Here is a 16,196-nt window from a genome sequence, read left to right on the forward strand (position 1 = left end):
TCGTCAGCGTTCGTAGACGGTGATGTCGAAGGCGTACTGGTCGGCCCGATAGCAGTGGTCGCCGAACTCCACGGCGGCACCCGAGGAGTCGTAGGCCTTGCGGGTCATGGTCAGCAGAGGTTCACCCTTGCCCAGGTTGAGCAGGCGCTGCTCGCGGGCGTCCGGGCTGCGCGCGCCGATGGTCTGGTGGGCGACGGCGGGTCGGACGCCGCGGGCGCGGAGGAGTTCGTAGAGGCCCCGTTGGGTGAGTTCGTCGGGGTCGAGGTCGGCGAATTGTGGCGGGAGCCAGTTGCGGAGGATGCCGATGGGTTGGTCGTCGGCATAGCGGACGCGTTCGATGAGGACGAGGGGGGTGGTGTGGCTCTGGCCCAGGGCGGTGGCCGCCCGGTTGTCGTAGGCCTCGGGGTCGAAGGTGAGTACTTCGGTGCGTGGGGTGCGTCCGGCGCGGACGAGGTCGTCGTAGAGGCTGGTCAGTTCGTCGCGGCGGTGGATGACTTCGTTGGCGACGGTGGTGCCGACGCCGCGGCGGCGGACGAGGAGGCCGCGGGCGACCATCTCGGCGATGGCGCGGCGCACGGTGGGGCGGGAGAGGTTGAGGCGTTCGGCGAGGGCGATCTCGTTCTCGAAGGGGTCGCCCGGTTTGAGGACGCCGGTCTCGACGGCTGCGGTGAGTTGTTGTGCCAGCTGGTGGTACAGGGGCACCGGGCTGGTCCGGTCGATCACCACGGGCAGCTCTGCGGTCATGGCGTGATGGTAAGCGTTGTGGGGCGGGTGGGCCGGTAACTCGTCATGGTGTGTTCACGTACGGACAAGACTTTTACCTTCTGGGGTCGTTGCAGGTGGCGTGCGGGGGTGGGGTGGCGGTGTGGGTCGGACGTCCGTGTCCGCCGAGCGATCATCAGCCTATGACCTATTGACAGCACAAAGAGGGGGTGGGCTAGCGTGAAGGCGCGGACAGCACACCGCGCACGTACGAAGGAGTACCCGTGGTCAAGATCCTGCTCGACCCGAGCATGTACCACCCTCACCTGTCTGTCGCCGACGAATGTCGCAAAGCCGCCGAACTCGGATATTCATACCTCGAACTCAGCCCGCGCTTCGACTTCCACGAATGGCACCACTACCCGAAGGTCGACCGCAGCGAAGCCGCCAAGGTCAAGAAGGCGATGACCGAGACCGGGGTACGGATCTGGACCTTCAACCCCGTCTTCAACTGGTCCAGCCCCGACGAACAGGAACGCCAGGCCCAAGTCCGCAACTTCCGACGCCTCCTGCAGATCGCCGACGACCTCGAAGTGCCGCTGATCGCCACCGAACTCTCCGGCGACCCGAACGAACCCCTGAAATCCGAGCACCAGTTCTTCAAGAGCATCGAGGAACTCGCACCCGACTTCGAGAAATACGGCATCGGCTGCACCGTCGAGGCCCACCCGTACGACTTCGTCGAGACCAACGAGCGCGCCGTCGGAATCGTCCGCGGCGTCGACCGCGACTGGTTCAACTACGAATTCTGCTGCCCGCACATGTTCCACCTGGGCCAGGGATCGACAGACGTCCGCCGGATGATGGCCTACGCCGGAGAACGCCTGCGCCACGTCCACGTCGCCGACGTCTACAACCACCTCGCCAACGTCGGCAACCGATACATCGTCAACCCGCCCGGCGTCGACGCCCGCATCCACCAGCACAACGAGATCGGCAACGGCGAGGTCCCCTGGGACGACGTCTTCGGCTACCTGCGCGAAACCGGGTACGACGGGCCGCTCAGCGTCTGCGTCTTCGGCTGGGAGGAACGCGCCGACCAGATCCACGTCGCCATGCGCGAGCGCATCGAGAAAGAACTCTGCTCCGGCTGATCGACGTCGGCGGGAGCAGGGGGAGTGCACCGACTCAGGTGCTCTCCCGGACCACGAGGTGCGGGGTCAACACCCGGTGGTCGAGCGGTGCCCCGGGGGTCCGTGTGCCTTCCCCCGGGGCACCTCGGTCTTCGATGCGACGCAGCAGCGCCTCCGCCGCCTGGTGCCCCTCCGCCTGACAGGGCTGGTGGACGCTGGTCAGGCCGACCGGGCCGATCGCGGCCAGTCGGGTGTCGTCGTAGCCGACCACGGCGACATCACCGGGGATGGACAGACCCGCCGAGCGCAGGACCCTTTCCACGCCGATGGCGCACAGGTCGTCGTGGGCGAAGACGGCGGTGGCGCGGCCGCCGTCCGGCCCGGAGGCCCGACCGCCGACGCCGAGCAGCTCGGCTGCCGACGGCGGAGAACATTCGTCGACTTCGGCCACGACGCGCGCCCCGGCGGACAGACCGGCGTCGGCCATGGCCGACAGGAAACCGGCCCGGCGTTCCCGACTGCTCCAGCCCTGCGCGTGCGGTGCCGCGTCGACATAGGTGACGGCGCGATGCCCCCGTTCGATGAGATGGTCGGTGGCCAACCGTCCCCCGTGGTGTTCGTCGACCTCGACGGAGTCGATCCCCCAGGCCGAGGTGTCCCGTCCGATCACGACCAGGGGGAGCTGCCGGGCCAGCCGGGCGAGGTCGTCGTCGGGGGAGAGGGGGGCGATCAGGGCCAGCCCGGCGATCCGGAGACCGAGGAGGGATTCGCAGGCGGAGCGTTCCTGGGTGGGGTCATTGCAGGAGGACTCGACCAGGGTGCGATATCCGCGGGTGAGGGCGGCGGCCTGGAGGGCTTGCAGGACTTCGCCGTAGAACGGGTTGACCAGGCTCCGGGCGACGACGCCGATCACCCGGGGTTGTCTGCTGGCCAGGAGTTGTCCGGCGGCATTGGCCCGGTACCCGAGTTCGGCGATGGCTCGGGTGACGGCCCGGTGTTTGTCCTCGCTGACCGGCCCGACTCCGCGGATCACCATCGACACCAGGGCGCGGGACACACCTGCGTGGCGGGCGACATCGCGTTGGGTGGGGGCTCGCCCGGGGGGTGGTGTCGTCATGAGTTTCCCTTCGGCAGGGGCCGGTGCTCCCGGGTCCATTCTCCTGTATTGACCCTTTCCCTTCCGATGTTTAATGTCAGGACATTGAGTTAGCGCGCGCTAACTCGTGCGTCATCCCACCCCTGGAACAAAGGAGTTCCCTTGAGAGACAAGATTTCCGTAGCCGTCATCGGGGCCGGGATGGCCGGGCGCACCCACGCCCAGGCCTACCGACTGGCCACCACCGTGCACCACCTCGACCTGCCACCCGTCCAGCTCACCGCCGTCGCCGACATCCACGAACCCTTCGCCGCCGACTGCGCCCGACGCTACGGCTACGCACGGCACGAGACCGACTGGCGGACCATCGCCGAAGACCCGGACATCGACGCCGTCAGCATCGTCGTCGGCAACGCCCTGCACCGCGAGATCGCCGAAGCGATGATCGCCGCCGGCAAACACGTCCTCTGCGAGAAACCCCTGGCCGGCAACCTCGAGGACGCCGTCGCCCTGGCCGAACTCGAGAAACAGGCCGCACGCAGCGGACTGGTCACCTCAGTGGGCTACTGCTACCGCCGGTCACCGGCCGTCGCCGCCGTCGCCGACCTGGTGCACACCGGAGAACTCGGCGAGATCAGCCACTTCAACGGCCGCTACTGGTGCGACTACGCCGCAGACCCCACCGGGCCGATCAGCTGGCGATACCGCGGCGGCCCCGGCAGCGGCGCACTCGGCGACATCGGCAGCCACCTCGTCGACACCGCCGAGACCGTCTGCGGACCCCTCGTCGAGGTCGGCGGAGCCGTCCTGGCCACCACGATCCCCCACCGCCCGGTCGACGCCGGCGCGGCCCACGGACACCGGCGCGGCAGCGACCAACCCGGCAGCGCCACCGCCGACGTGGAGAACGAGGACGTGGCCACCTTCACCGGCCGCTTCGCCTCCGGGGCGGTAGGCACCTTCTCGACCTCCAGAGTCGCCTTCGGCTATCCCAACGGGCAGGCCTTCGACGTCTTCGGATCGACCGGACGAGCCTCCTTCGACCTGCTGCGACCCGGCGAATTCACCGTGGACGACGCCCGGCCCGGCAGCTACTCCCGCGGACCACGCACCGTGCTGGTGCACAACGAACACCCCTACTTCGACGGCGGCCAACCGATGGACTACGTCGGCGTCGGATACACCCAGGTCGACCTGTTCACCTACCAGGCCAAAGCCTTCCTCCAGGAGATCGCCGGGATCGAGGACGGCCTACCACGCTGCGCCACCTTCGCCGACGGCCTGCACAGCATGCAGGTCATCGCCGCCGTCGCCCGCTCCGCCGCCGAGGGCGGCACCACCGTCACCCTCTGACCCCGTAGCCGATCGACGAAGGACCGACCATGAAACTCGGCGCGTACACCGCCTGCCTGCACGACAAGACCCTCACCGAAACCCTCGACATCCTGCGCGGACTCGGCCTGACCTCGGTGGAGGTCAACGCCGGTGGCTTCATCCCCTCCCCGCACTGCCCGGTCGACGCCCTGCTCTCCTCCGCCGGGGCACGAGCCGCCTACCTTGAAGAGATCTCTTCCAGCGGAATGGAACTCACGGCGCTGAACTGCAACGGAAATCCGCTCTCCCCCTTACCGGCCGAAGGACCCAAACACGCCGACGACCTCCGGCGGGCCATCGAACTCGCCGGGAAACTGGGCGTACGCCACGTCATCACCATGTCCGGCCTGCCCGGCACCGACCCCACGGCCAAATACCCCACCTGGGTGGTCAACCCGTGGAACGGCATCGACCTGGAGATCCTCGACCACCAGTGGTCGGTGGCCGTCCCCTTCTGGAAGGAGATCGACGAACTCGCCCGCCGACACGACGTCCGGGTCGCCCTGGAACTGCATCCGCGCAATCTCGTGTTCAATACGACGACCTTCCAACGGCTGGCCGAAGAGACCGGGGCGACCAACCTGGGCGTCGAAATGGATACCTCCCATCTGATGTGGCAGGGCATGGATGTCCCCACCGTCATCCGGGCGTTGGGCGACCGGGTGTACTTCGCGGCCGCCAAAGACGTCGCGATCCTCGACGGAGTGAAAACCAAAGGCGTATTGGATGTCGACTTCCGAAGAGTTCCCGCCGAAGCCGAAGGCAAGACGCCGGTCGCCTACGGATATTGGTGCACCGAATGGCCGCAGGACCCGGCCTGGCGTTTCGTGGCCGTCGGCCTGGGCCATGACCAGGCCTGGTGGGTCGAGGTCCTGACCGCATTGGCCGAGGTCGACCCCGGGATGACGATCAACATCGAACACGAGGATTCGGCCTTGGGACAGCTGGACGGATTACGTCAGGCGGCGTCCACATTGCTCGCCGCAGAAGCGGAGCGCGCCTCACGATGAATGACTTCCGGACACCTTCGGACGGAAGAGTCCGAGGGTGTCCGCAGCGCGATATCAGGCATTGTCTATGCTGAATATCCCGAACTGACAGCGGGCTTGCGCGATGTCGAAGATGTGGGCCGCGGCCTCCAGGTCGTGCAGATGCAGTTCGACGTCATGAATGACATCTGCATCCGGGTTTTTCATGCGGTGGAAGTTCTCCCGGAGATATCACCGGCATGAGGGTTCTCCCCGTGGCACCGGCACGAGGAGAACCGGCGAACGATACGTAGAGACACCCGGTTCGCGGCGTCGTCCATTCCACCGCGCTGCCCTGCCCGCAGGGAGTGTCGAGGCGCCCCGTACGAGACGGGCGCACCGGAGCATCCGTCCGGCTGCTTTTCGGGACAAGAGATGGTCCGCTCGACACGCCCCCAGGTGCGAAGTCGGACGGCGGCATCTCTCGCGCTGAAGGATTCATGGAGGTATCAGGATGATTCGTTTCTCGGCCTTACGTGGCCGTAGCCGCAGGATCGCAGGGGTGGCCACCGCGGCTGTCGTGGGATTGGCCGTCGTCTTCGCGGCGATCGGCGCCGGTGATCTCTCCCGGGCCTTGGGGTGGTCGGCCGGAGTGGCCTTCATCAACACGCTTTTCCTGCTCGCCGTGGTGGCGTGCAGCGCCTCGCTGGCCTATGTCGCCCATGCCGAGGGCCGGGACAACCGGATGAACCTGCTCACCACCTGGGTCTCGGTGGTGGTCGTGGGGGTGCTCTCCGCCTTGCACGAGATCGTCGGCCCGCAGGGGTGGCGTCTGGCTCCGGCGTCGGTGTCCGCCTTCGTCATCTGGGCGTCGGTGCCGCTGGCGGCATGTTGGCTCTGGTACCGGGCGATGACCGAGGGGGTCCTGGCCGATCTGGTGGGTGACACCGCGGCGGAGTCCGTGACGGCCGAGGGCGAGATCGCGCAGGAGTGCGTGCAGCCCGAGACGGCTCAGGTGATGCCCCTGTCGACGCCGGCGGTGTCGGTGGCGGCGAGTTCGTCGCCGGTGGCGATGACGACGGTCGCGGTGGACGATCAGGGGACCGACATGGTGGCGCTCACCGAGACGGTGCGCGCGGTGCAGGTCCCGGTGATGGAGCCGATGCAGGTGGTGCGGGTGACCCGTCCGGCTTCGCGGGTGCGACGTCGGCCGCGGTTGGAGGTGGCCCGCGAGGTGGTCGACCGGATGGGGGACGAGGCGACGGGTCCGTTGATGTGCGATGCCTTTGCGGCAGCGGGATATCCGCGTCCGTCGGTGCGTACTGCGCAGCGTTGGTTGGCCAAGGCCCGGGTGGCGCGGACGAGTCCGGCCTGACGGGAGGGCATCGAGTTGGCAATATCCCCCTATGGGTAAATGTCATTACAAATCTTGACAGCTGATCGCCGGTCCGGCAGGGTGTGAGAAGTCACCACGGCCGACCACGACGCTGCGGAGACCACCGGCGACCACCGGCGACAAGACTCCGCAACAACGGCGATCGGAGGCGGACATGGGCCACGAGCGACAGCCGCACGACCTGGTCACCATCGGCCGCGTCGGCGTCGACGTCTACCCGATGCAGACCGGAGTCGGCCTCGAAGACGTCCACACCTTCGGAAAATTCCTCGGCGGAAGCGCCGGAAATGTCGCCGTCGCCGCCGCCCGCTACGGACACCACACCGCACTCATCAGCAAAACCGGCAAAGACCCCTTCGGCCGTTTCGTCCGCCGCGAACTACGCACCCTCGGCGTCGACGACCACCACATCGAAGACGTCGAGCGCTTCCCCACCCCCGTCACCTTCTGCGAGATCTTCCCGCCCGACGACTTCCCCCTCTACTTCTACCGGTACCCCATCGCCCCCGACCTGATGATCCGGCCCGAGGACATCCCCGCCGACACCGTCCACGACGCCACCATCTTCTGGGCCACCGCCACCGGCCTCTCCCGCGAACCCAGCCGCGCAGCCCACCGCCACGCCTGGCAACTCCGAGAACGACGCACCCACACCATCCTCGACCTCGACTACCGCCCCCAGTTCTGGGACGACGAAGCCAACGCCTCCGGCCAGATGCAATCCGCACTCGGCTGGTGCACCGCCGCCGTCGGCAACCTCGAAGAATGCCGCGTCGCCATCGGAGAAACCGACCCCGACCGAGCCGCCGACGCCCTGCTCGACCGCGGACTCGAACTCGCCGTCGTCAAGATGGGCCCCCGCGGAGTCCTCGGAGCGACCCGCGACGAACGCATCGTCGTCCCCCCGATCCCCGTCCGGACCGTGAACGGACTCGGCGCCGGAGACGCCTTCGGCGGCGCCCTCTGCCACGGCCTCCTCGAAGGATGGGAACTCCGCAGAACCCTCGAATTCGCGAACACGGCAGGAGCACTCGTCGCCTCACGACTGGAGTGCGCGACCGCGATGCCCACCGCACCCGAGGTCGAACGCTCCATGCAAGAACGACGACCGGGCAACACCGCCCACGCCACACATCACGAAGGAGAGCGATGAGCGACTGGTTCGTCCCCGCCGGAAGTGCCACCGGCGACGGCTACGAGACCCGGATCAGCCCCGGACGAGAAGGATGGTCGTACACCGGGCTGTGGACCGCCCGCCTCGACGCCGGAGAAAGCCGCACCATCCCCTGCGGCGACTGCGAATGGATCGCCCTGCCCCTCTCCGGCTCCTACCGGGTCGACGCCGTCGTCAACGGCCAGGAACACCACGTCGAACTCACCGGACGCGACCACGTCCTCGCCGGACCCACCGACCTCGCCTTCATCCCCCGCGACAGCGAATTCACCGTCACCGCCACCACCGCCGGCACCATCGCCCTACCCCACGCCAAAGCCCGCACCGCATACCCCTTCGCCTACCTGGCCGCCACGGACGTCCCCGTCGAACTCCGCGGCGCAGGACAAGCCTCCCGCCAGGTGCAGAACTTCGGCACCCCGGGCGTCCTCGAAGCAGACTCCCTGATCGCCTGCGAGGTCATCACCCCCGCCGGCAACTGGTCCAGCTACCCGCCGCACAAACACGACACCGAACGCGACGGCATCGAAAGCGAACTCGAAGAGATCTACTACTTCGAGATGCGCGTCGAGGACACCCCCACCGGACGCGACGCCGCACACTTCGCCAAACCCTTCGGCTACCAACGGGTCTACGGAACCGACGACCAACCCATCGACGTCCTCGAAGAGGTCCGCTCCGGAGACATCGTCCTCGTCCCCCACGGCTGGCACGGCCCGGCCATGGCCCCCACCGGATACGACATGTACTACCTCAACGTCATGGCCGGCCCCGGCGAGAAACGCGCCTGGCTGATCTGCGACGACCCCGCCCACGCGTGGGTGCGCGGCACCTGGGACGACCAACAGGTCGACGGGCGCCTCCCCCTGCACGACCACTGACCACCCGCCGAACACCCCGGCGCCTGCGCCGGAAGCCGACGTCCCTGCGCCGCGGAGCAGAACCGACGTGACGGCCCCACCACCTCGGACATCCCGGAAGGACACAGACCTGTGAGCACACCCACGCGCATCACCCACCTGATCGGACACCGCCCCTGGGAAGGCACCGCCGAGCGCACCGGCGACGTCTACAACCCCGCCACCGGCGAGATCATCGGCACCGTCGACTTCGCGGACAAGGCCCTCGTCGACGAGATCGTCGCCCACGCCGACCGGGCCGCCCGCTCCTGGGGGACGATCTCCCTGGCCAAACGCACCCAGGTGCTCTTCCGCTTCCGGGAACTGCTCAGCCAGCGTCGCGAAGAGATCGCGAAACTCATCGTGGCCGAACACGGCAAGACCTTCCCCGACGCCGTCGGCGAGATCAACCGCGGCCTCGAGGTCGCCGACTTCGCCTGCGGGATCTCCCACCTGCTCAAGGGCGGGTTCAGCGAGAACGTCTCCACCGACGTCGACGCCTACTCGATCATGCAGCCCCTCGGCGTGGTCGGCGTCATCTCCCCGTTCAACTTCCCCGCGATGGTGCCCCTGTGGTTCGTCCCGGTCGCCGTGGCCTGCGGCAACGCCGTCGTCATCAAACCCAGTGAGAAGGACCCCAGCTCGACCCTGGCCATCGCCGACCTGTGGCGTGAGGCCGGACTGCCCGACGGGGTCATGAACGTCGTCCACGGCGACAAGGAAGCCGTCGACGCCCTGCTCGACAATCCCACCGTGAAGTCGATCTCCTTCGTGGGATCCACCGCCATCGCCAAATACGTCTACGAGCGGGGAGTCGCCGCCGGAAAACGCGTGCAGGCACTCGGCGGGGCGAAGAACCACATGCTGGTGCTCCCCGACGCCGACCTCGACCTGGCCGCCGACGCCGCCGTCAACGCCGGATTCGGTGCCGCCGGTGAACGCTGCATGGCGATCTCCGTGCTGCTGGCCGTCGACTCGATCGCCGACGACCTCATCGCCCGGATCACCGACCGCATGGCCACGCTGAAGACCGGCGAAGGCATGGGCGAGGGCGTGGACATGGGCCCGCTGGTCACCGCGGCCCACCGGGACAAGGTGCGCGGCTACATCGACGCCGGCGAGGCCGAAGGCGCGAAACTCGTCGTCGACGGACGACAGGGCGAATGGGTCGGCGGATCCCCGGAGGGCTTCTTCGTCCTGCCCACCCTGTTCGACGCCGTCACCCCGGAGATGTCGATCTACACCGACGAGATCTTCGGCCCGGTGCTCTGCGTGGTCCGCGTCTCCTCCTACGAGGAGGGCCTGCAGCTCATCAACGACAACGCCTTCGGCAATGGCACCGCGATCTTCACGAACGACGGCGGCGCGGCCCGGCGTTTCCAGCACGAGGTGCAGGTTGGCATGGTCGGCGTCAACGTGCCGATCCCCACGCCGATGGCCTACTACAGCTTCGGCGGTTGGAAGGCCTCCCTCTTCGGGGACACCCACGCCCACGGCATGGAAGGCGTCCACTTCTTCACCCGCACCAAAGCGGTGACGGCCCGCTGGCTCGACCCGAGCCACGGCGGCCTCAACCTGGGCTTCCCGCAGAACAACTGATGCGGGGTCCGGCTGCGATACGGCCGGGGTCGGTGCTCGTCGTGCAGAGACGAGTGCAGGTGGCGGCGTCCGTCCTCGACTGCGAGGGCGGACGCCGCCGTCCGTTCGGGAGGGGCCGGCGTCCTGGTCCCGGTCGGCAGCGGAGATCATCGGCGAGGCGGGGTGAGGCGAGTCGAGTTGAGGCGCTGCGGCGAAGATCTCACCGGTCCCCGGACCAGCCCGGACCAGCCGCCGCCGGACCTGTGCACGGCTCCTTCGGCGTCGGGCAGGCCCGCGGAACGGGCGGAAAGGGACGGAAGCCGCAGGCGTGACGAATATCGCGTTCCGCTTAGGGACTTCGACAGGCCACAGATCACGCACGATGGGGACAGCGCCGCCGGTCGGCGGGTGACCTGGGACGAACAGAGGAGACTCTCGTGGCCAAGTACGACATCAACACCACCAAACTCGGCGAACTGTTGGACGACCCGCAGGTGGTGGCGATCTTCGACAAGCACGCTCCCGGGCTGACCAACAACCCGATGCTGGGCATGGCCAAGGGCATGACCGCAGGCCAGGCGATGAGCATGGCGGGCGGCATGGTCGGTCAGGAGAAGCTCGCCGCGATCAAGGCCGAGGTGGAAGCACTCTGAGTCCGGGCGGCAGACCGCGGGTCGGGGCCTAGGCGCCCCGACCCGTCCTCATCGGGCGACCGGCACCACGGCGGGTGCGCCGCCGACGTCCTGCACATGAGCGGCCAGGCCGAAGACGTCCTTCAACAGCTCGGAGGTCAGTACTTCTCCGGGGGCGCCCTGCGCGGCGATCCCGCCGTCCTGCATGACGACCAGGTGGTGGGCGTAACGCGCGGCCAGGGTCAGGTCGTGCTGGACGAGGACGACGGTGGTTCCGGACAACGCGGCCTGGCGAGCCACGTCCATCACGTCCATCGCATGGGCCAGGTCGAGGAAGGTCGTCGGCTCGTCGAGCAGCAGGTAGGGGGTCTGCTGGGCGAGGACCAGGGCGATCCAGGCTCGTTGCCGTTGCCCGCCGGACAGGGCCTCGACCGGGCGTTCGGCGAGGGGGTGCAGGTCGACGGCGCTCAAGGCCTGGTCGACGGCGGCGGCGTCGGTGGCCGACCAGCGGCGGAGCATCCCCCGGTGGGGGTGGCGTCCGCGGGCGACGAGTTCGGCGACGGTGAGTCCTTCGGGGACGACCGGGGCCTGCGGGAGCAGCCCGATGGTCCGGGCGCGTTCGGTCGGGGTGAGTTCGCTGAGCGGGCGGTCGTCGACGGCGCAGTGTCCGGCGGTCGGGGGGAGCTGTCCGGCGAGTCCGCGCAGCAGGGTCGACTTGCCGCAGCCGTTCGGGCCGATGAACACGGTCAGTCGGCCGAGGGGCAGGGCCAGGTCGAGGCCGGTGACGACGGGCCGACCTTCGTATCCGAGGTGGACGTCATGGGCGGCGAGGGTCATGCGGTGATCCTCCGGGAGGTGAGCAGGGAGACGAGGTAGATCCCGCCGACCGCGGCGGTGACGATGCCGACGGGGAGTTCGATCACTCCGATGCCGGCCCAGGTGAACAGGTTTCGGGCGAGCAGGTCGGAGAGGGAGACCAGTGCGGCGCCGCAGGCCGCAGATCCGAGCGCCGGGGGGCGGGGCGTTTCCCAGAGGCGTGCGGCCAGACGGGGGGCGACGAGACCGACGAAGGCGATCGGCCCGGCTGCGGCGACGGCGGCTGCGGCGAGGACGGCTGCGGTGAGCAGCGCGGTCCAGCGGACCCGGGTGACGGCGACGCCCAGGCCGGCGGCGAGATCGTCACCGAGGGGGATGACGGCCAGGTCGCGGTCGATCGAGCCGACCACCGGCACGGCGAGCAGCAGGACGACCAGGACGGGGAGGAGCAGCGTCCAGCCGCTGCCGCCGAGGCTTCCGGTGAGCCAGGTCGTCGCCCGGGCGGCGTCCTGCGCATTTCCCCAGGTGAGCATCCAGGCGACGAGGGATTGTGCGGCGACGGTCATGCCGACGCCGACCAGGACGACCCGTTCGGGGGTTCGGGCGACGGTGATGACGGTGAAGGTCGCGGTGACCGCTCCGATGGCGGCCGCGGTGGGCATGCCGAGGGCGGCCCAGGGGCCGGAGACTCCGCCTGCGCTGCCGACGGCCATGGCCACGGCGACGGCGCCGACGCTGGCGCCGGAGGTGACGCCGATGATGCCGGGGCTGGCCAGTGGGTTGCGGGTGACGGTCTGGGTGAGTGCTCCGGCGAGTCCGAGGGCGGCACCGACGGCGAGGCCGACGAGGACTCGGGGGAGGCGTAGGACGGCGACGACGAGGGTGGTCTGGGGGTCGGCGAAACCGAGGAGGGCGGCGACGACCTGGTCGGGTGGGACGGTGACCGCGCCGATGCCGAGGGTGGTCAGGGCGGCGGTGGTGGCGATGAGTACGGCGGCGGCGAGATTGCGGCGGTGTCGTGCCCGGTGGGTTCGGGAGGTGTATCCGTCGGTGGTGCGGACGGTGCTCATCGGTGGACCTTCCGGGCGACGAGGACGGCGAACAGGGGGCCGCCGATCAGGCCGAGGACGACTCCGGTGGCGAGTTCGTGGTGTCCGGCGATCAAGCGGCCCAGGACGTCGGCGGTGAGGACGGCGCAGGCGCCCAGGGGTGCGGACAGGGGGAGGAGCAGGCTGTGTCGGGGGCCGACGAGGGCACGTCCGGTGTGGGCGACGAGCAGGCCGACGAAGGCGAGGGGGCCGCAGGCGGCGACGGCGGTGCCGGTGAGGAGCGCGATGGCGGTGACGGTGAGCATCCGGAGGCGGCGTAGGTCGACGCCGAGCCCGCTGGCGAGGTCGTCGCCGAGGGCGATGGCGTCGAGTCCGCGTCCGGCGAGGGCGGCCAGCAGGGTGCCGAGTCCGATGAGGGGGAGGGCGACTGTCCAGGTGTCGGGGGTGCGTCCGGCGAGGGCGCCGACGGACCAGAACCGGTAGGCGTCGAGGGATCGGGCGTCGAGGAGGACGATGGCGGAGGTGGCGGCGCCGAGGGCGGCGGAGGTGGCGATGCCGATGACGGGCAGGGTGGCGTCGGAGGCTCCGGCCTGGCGGCGGCGGTCGGCGACGGTGGTGGCGCCGAAGACGAGGGCGGTGGCGCCGAGTGCGCCGGCGAAGGCCCACAGGGCGGTGCCGTGGAAGCCGCCGGTGAGGAGTCCGGTGGTGGTGGCGAGGACGACGGCGAGGGCGGCTCCGGAGCTGACGCCGAGGAGTCCGGGGTCGGCGAGGTTGTTGCGGGTGAGGGATTGGGCGAGGACGCCGGCGATGCCGAGGGCGGCGCCGACGACGAGGCCGAGGAGGGTTCGTGGCAGGCGGAGGTCGTGGACGATGACGGCGGCGTGTGAGCCGTCGTGGACGGTGACGGCTTGCCAGAGTTCGCCGGGGGTGAGGGTGTGGTTGCCCAGGGCGATGCTGGCGACGGTGGCGGTGAGGAGGGTGGTGAGGACGGCGGCGAGGGCGGCGGTGCGGCGGGCTGCCTGTGGGTGTTTTGCGGACTCCGTGACATTCATAGGTAAGGTCAGCCTAACCTGATTTGTGAAGGAGTCCCTGTGCGCCCCTCGAATGTCATCCCCGGAGGTCACCCCCGGTCTCGTCGTGCCCTGGCAGCCCTCTCCGCGTTGACGGCAGCGGTCGTCTTGTCCGGTTGCGGTGCCGTCCAAGCTCATCGGAGCCCGTCCGACGCCGGAGGCGAGCGGCGCACCATCACCCACGCCATGGGGGAGTCCACGGTGACCGGTCGACCGCAACGGGTCGCGGCCCTGGACCAGAGCTATGTCGAGGCTGTCGCATTGTTGCGCACGCCGGTGGTCGCCATCACCACGTACCACTCGGTGACCGGTGGCGCGCTGCCGCACATGGGGGAGGGCGGTCGCCAGTATGTCGGCGGGGCCTCAGTCCTGGGCACTCTCCAGGAGCCGAGCCTGGAGAAACTGACCACGGCCAAACCCGATCTGATCCTGTCGGCGAAGGTGCGTCACGAGAAGCTGTACGACCAGCTCTCCGCCATCGCACCAACGGTGATGAGCCAGTCCACCGGCCCGACCTGGAAGGAGAACATCCTGTTGGCCGGGAAGACCCTCGGGAAGGAAGACCTGGCCAAGGAGCGGATCGCCGAGTACGAGAAGCAGGCCAGGAAGGTCGGGGACGCGGTCAAGGAGAAGGCCGGGCGTAACCCGAAGATCTCGGTGGTGCGTTTCATGGAGGGCAAGACCCGCCTTTATCAGGCGAAGTCCTTCTCGGGGATCGTCCTGAAGGATGCGGGCCTGGACCGCCCGGAGTCGCAGGCCGCGGAGGATTTCGCCACGGAGATCAGCGAGGAGAAGATCCCGATGGCCGACGGGGACAAGATCTTCGTCACGGTCGCCGACCCGGAGAAGGGGAAGAGCACCGAGCTGAAGGCGGCTTTCGAGGCGAACCCGCTGTGGGCGGATCTGGCGTCGAGGACCACGCCGGTCGACGACCTGTCGTGGATGTCCTCGGTGAGTGTGCAGGGGGCGTACAAGATCCTGGAGGACCTGGCGAAAGCGTACGAGGTGCCCGGGCCTGACCCGTTGGCGCCCTGATGCCGGGCGGGTCCGATTCCGGGAGGTCGACGCCGGGAGGCCGCGTGGCGCGGCGTTGAGCCACGCGGTCAGGGGTCAGGACCCGGTGTTCTCCGAGCGGGCCGGGAGGATGCCGGCGGCGCGGGCCGGTTCCATCGCGGTCTGCAGGCTGGCGACGCTGGCGTCGAAGGCGATCTGTTCCGATTCGTCCAGGTCGAGTTCGACGATCTGACGGATGCCGCGTCGTCCGATGCTGGTGGGGACGCCGATGTAGAGGTCTTCGTGCCCGTATTCGCCTTGGAGGAGCGCGGATACGGGCAGGGTGACCTTTTCGTTGCGCATGATGGCGCGGGTGATGCGGGCCAGGGCCATGCCGACGCCGTAGCTGGTGGACCCCTTGGCGTCGATGATGTCGTAGGCCGCGTCGCGGGTCATCGCGAAGATGCGGTCGAGCTCGTCGTGCAGTTCGGGGTGTTGGGCGAGCCGGCGGGTGATGGAGCGTCCGGCGATGGAGGCGGCGCTCCAGGCCGGCAGTTCGGAGTCGCCGTGTTCGCCGATGATGGTGGCGTGGACGTTGGTGGTGGCGACCTCGAAGTGCTGGGCGAGGTTGAAGCGCAGCCGGGCGGTGTCGAGCGTGGTGCCCGAGCCGATGACCTGCGCCGAGGGGAGTCCGGAGAACCGCCAGGTGGCGTAGGTGAGGATGTCCACCGGGTTGGTGGCGACCAGGAAGATCCCGTCGAAGCCGGTGTCCATGACCCGTCCGACGATGTCTTTGAAGATGGCCAGGTTGGTTTCGAGGAGTTCGAGGCGGGTCTGTCCGGGTTTCTGGGGGACGCCTGCGCAGATCACGACCATGGCGGCGTCGCGGCAGTCGCTGTAGTCACCGAAGGAGACGCTCACCGGGTGGGGGGCCCAGGCTTCTCCGTGGTTGAGGTCGAGCACATCTGCGCGTGATTTGCGTTCGTTGAGGTCGATGAGGACCAGCTCGTCGGCGAGCCCTTGGTTGACGACGGCGAAGGCGTAGGCCATGCCTACGGCGCCGGTTCCGATGAGGACGACTTTGTTGTCGACGTACTTCATGGGGTCAAGACTGTCAGGCCGTTCTGTCGGTGCGTGCAGCTGTCCGCCGGGGAGTGGGCCGTCCGATCAGGTACGAAAGTTGATGCTAAAGAGAATTATATCCCTTTTGTGGGGAATGAAGAAACGAAGCTGTATGGAATTCCTGAGCATCCTGAGAATGTCCTGATAATAACATTTCGCCATCTCTGGTGAAGGATCTTTCCTTGAGTGTTTAT

The 16,196-nt window shown here is 68.5% G+C and carries 16 protein-coding genes; 9 read left to right on the plus strand and 7 right to left on the minus strand.

Translation table 11 applies throughout. From position 1 onward, the window contains the following. Positions 1-3 precede the first annotated feature (3 nt). Positions 4-744, minus strand: a complete 741-nt coding sequence (locus AUCHE_RS14405) for a GntR family transcriptional regulator (protein WP_006504060.1) — start codon at positions 742-744, stop codon at positions 4-6. Positions 745-986: 242 nt separating this feature from the next. On the opposite strand from AUCHE_RS14405, the gene AUCHE_RS14410 reads away from it, so the two are divergent. Beyond that, entirely contained in the window at positions 987-1,856 is an 870-nt protein-coding gene (locus AUCHE_RS14410; RefSeq protein ID WP_006504061.1) for a sugar phosphate isomerase/epimerase family protein, read from the plus strand. Positions 1,857-1,890: 34 nt separating this feature from the next. On the opposite strand, the gene AUCHE_RS14415 is transcribed toward AUCHE_RS14410, so the two are convergent. Beyond that, a complete protein-coding gene (locus AUCHE_RS14415; protein ID WP_040322795.1) occupies positions 1,891-2,952 on the minus strand; it encodes a LacI family DNA-binding transcriptional regulator in 1,062 nt (353 codons plus the stop codon). A gap of 141 nt (positions 2,953-3,093) precedes the next feature. Here AUCHE_RS14415 and AUCHE_RS14420 point away from each other — a divergent pair, with 141 nt between their 5' ends. Together AUCHE_RS14420 and AUCHE_RS14425 are read left to right on the plus strand one after the other, a co-directional pair. After that, positions 3,094-4,284, plus strand: coding sequence for a Gfo/Idh/MocA family protein (locus tag AUCHE_RS14420; RefSeq protein WP_006504063.1), 1,191 nt, complete (start codon positions 3,094-3,096; stop codon positions 4,282-4,284). A gap of 29 nt (positions 4,285-4,313) precedes the next feature. Further along, complete coding sequence (locus AUCHE_RS14425) at positions 4,314-5,315, plus strand: sugar phosphate isomerase/epimerase family protein (RefSeq protein ID WP_006504064.1); 1,002 nt, start codon at positions 4,314-4,316, stop codon at positions 5,313-5,315. A gap of 54 nt (positions 5,316-5,369) precedes the next feature. Here the strand turns inward: AUCHE_RS14425 and AUCHE_RS17815 are convergent, their stop codons facing one another. Next, positions 5,370-5,501: a hypothetical protein gene (locus tag AUCHE_RS17815; protein ID WP_281242661.1), complete on the minus strand. Its 132-nt coding sequence runs from the start codon at positions 5,499-5,501 to the stop codon at positions 5,370-5,372. A gap of 286 nt (positions 5,502-5,787) precedes the next feature. On the opposite strand from AUCHE_RS17815, the gene AUCHE_RS14435 reads away from it, so the two are divergent. The 5 genes from AUCHE_RS14435 to AUCHE_RS14455 all read left to right on the plus strand — a co-directional run bounded on the left by AUCHE_RS14435 (position 5,788) and on the right by AUCHE_RS14455 (position 10,973). Then, the gene (locus AUCHE_RS14435; protein ID WP_006504065.1) at positions 5,788-6,648 is read left to right on the plus strand and encodes a hypothetical protein; all 861 of its coding nucleotides are present in this window, start codon (positions 5,788-5,790) and stop codon (positions 6,646-6,648) included. A gap of 175 nt (positions 6,649-6,823) precedes the next feature. Further along, positions 6,824-7,822, plus strand: a complete 999-nt coding sequence (gene iolC / locus AUCHE_RS14440) for a 5-dehydro-2-deoxygluconokinase (RefSeq protein WP_006504066.1) — start codon at positions 6,824-6,826, stop codon at positions 7,820-7,822. After that, positions 7,819-8,724: a 5-deoxy-glucuronate isomerase gene (iolB, locus tag AUCHE_RS14445; protein ID WP_006504067.1), complete on the plus strand. Its 906-nt coding sequence runs from the start codon at positions 7,819-7,821 to the stop codon at positions 8,722-8,724. The genes iolC and iolB overlap by 4 nt, the downstream gene beginning before the upstream one ends. A 111-nt stretch (positions 8,725-8,835) precedes the next feature. Beyond that, the gene (locus AUCHE_RS14450) at positions 8,836-10,341 is read left to right on the plus strand and encodes a CoA-acylating methylmalonate-semialdehyde dehydrogenase (protein WP_006504068.1); all 1,506 of its coding nucleotides are present in this window, start codon (positions 8,836-8,838) and stop codon (positions 10,339-10,341) included. 416 nt (positions 10,342-10,757) lie between these two features. Then, on the plus strand, positions 10,758-10,973 hold the full coding sequence (locus AUCHE_RS14455; RefSeq protein ID WP_006504069.1) for a hypothetical protein: 216 nt from the start codon (positions 10,758-10,760) through the stop codon (positions 10,971-10,973). Positions 10,974-11,021: 48 nt separating this feature from the next. On the opposite strand, the gene AUCHE_RS14460 is transcribed toward AUCHE_RS14455, so the two are convergent. Genes AUCHE_RS14460 through AUCHE_RS14470 form a run of 3 tightly spaced genes read right to left on the minus strand, consistent with a single transcriptional unit; the run spans position 11,022 to position 13,869 of the window. Further along, the gene (locus tag AUCHE_RS14460) at positions 11,022-11,789 is read right to left on the minus strand and encodes an ABC transporter ATP-binding protein (RefSeq protein WP_006504070.1); all 768 of its coding nucleotides are present in this window, start codon (positions 11,787-11,789) and stop codon (positions 11,022-11,024) included. Further along, the gene (locus tag AUCHE_RS14465) at positions 11,786-12,838 is read right to left on the minus strand and encodes a FecCD family ABC transporter permease (RefSeq protein ID WP_006504071.1); all 1,053 of its coding nucleotides are present in this window, start codon (positions 12,836-12,838) and stop codon (positions 11,786-11,788) included. Before AUCHE_RS14465 ends, AUCHE_RS14460 begins: the two co-directional genes overlap by 4 nt. Further along, positions 12,835-13,869, minus strand: a complete 1,035-nt coding sequence (locus AUCHE_RS14470; protein WP_040322748.1) for a FecCD family ABC transporter permease — start codon at positions 13,867-13,869, stop codon at positions 12,835-12,837. The genes AUCHE_RS14465 and AUCHE_RS14470 overlap by 4 nt, the downstream gene beginning before the upstream one ends. A gap of 39 nt (positions 13,870-13,908) precedes the next feature. Between AUCHE_RS14470 and AUCHE_RS14475 the strand changes: the two genes are divergently transcribed. Then, on the plus strand, positions 13,909-14,922 hold the full coding sequence (locus AUCHE_RS14475) for an ABC transporter substrate-binding protein (protein ID WP_006504073.1): 1,014 nt from the start codon (positions 13,909-13,911) through the stop codon (positions 14,920-14,922). 75 nt (positions 14,923-14,997) lie between these two features. Here the strand turns inward: AUCHE_RS14475 and AUCHE_RS14480 are convergent, their stop codons facing one another. Then, complete coding sequence (locus AUCHE_RS14480; protein WP_006504074.1) at positions 14,998-15,981, minus strand: L-lactate dehydrogenase; 984 nt, start codon at positions 15,979-15,981, stop codon at positions 14,998-15,000. Positions 15,982-16,196 lie beyond the last annotated feature (215 nt).

Source organism: Austwickia chelonae NBRC 105200, from assembly GCF_000298175.1.
Lineage (GTDB): Bacteria > Actinomycetota > Actinomycetes > Actinomycetales > Dermatophilaceae > Austwickia > Austwickia chelonae.

Coding starts and splice junctions, on each gene's coding strand:
- AUCHE_RS14405 (WP_006504060.1), bottom strand. CDS start 744: ATGACCGCAGAGCTGCCCGTGGTGATCGACCGGACCAGCCCGGTGCCC.
- AUCHE_RS14415 (WP_040322795.1), bottom strand. CDS start 2,952: ATGACGACACCACCCCCCGGGCGAGCCCCCACCCAACGCGATGTCGCC.
- AUCHE_RS14425 (WP_006504064.1), top strand. CDS start 4,314: ATGAAACTCGGCGCGTACACCGCCTGCCTGCACGACAAGACCCTCACC.
- AUCHE_RS17815 (WP_281242661.1), bottom strand. CDS start 5,501: ATGAAAAACCCGGATGCAGATGTCATTCATGACGTCGAACTGCATCTG.
- AUCHE_RS14435 (WP_006504065.1), top strand. CDS start 5,788: ATGATTCGTTTCTCGGCCTTACGTGGCCGTAGCCGCAGGATCGCAGGG.
- iolC (WP_006504066.1), top strand. CDS start 6,824: ATGGGCCACGAGCGACAGCCGCACGACCTGGTCACCATCGGCCGCGTC.
- iolB (WP_006504067.1), top strand. CDS start 7,819: ATGAGCGACTGGTTCGTCCCCGCCGGAAGTGCCACCGGCGACGGCTAC.
- AUCHE_RS14460 (WP_006504070.1), bottom strand. CDS start 11,789: ATGACCCTCGCCGCCCATGACGTCCACCTCGGATACGAAGGTCGGCCC.
- AUCHE_RS14465 (WP_006504071.1), bottom strand. CDS start 12,838: ATGAGCACCGTCCGCACCACCGACGGATACACCTCCCGAACCCACCGG.
- AUCHE_RS14470 (WP_040322748.1), bottom strand. CDS start 13,869: ATGAATGTCACGGAGTCCGCAAAACACCCACAGGCAGCCCGCCGCACC.
- AUCHE_RS14480 (WP_006504074.1), bottom strand. CDS start 15,981: ATGAAGTACGTCGACAACAAAGTCGTCCTCATCGGAACCGGCGCCGTA.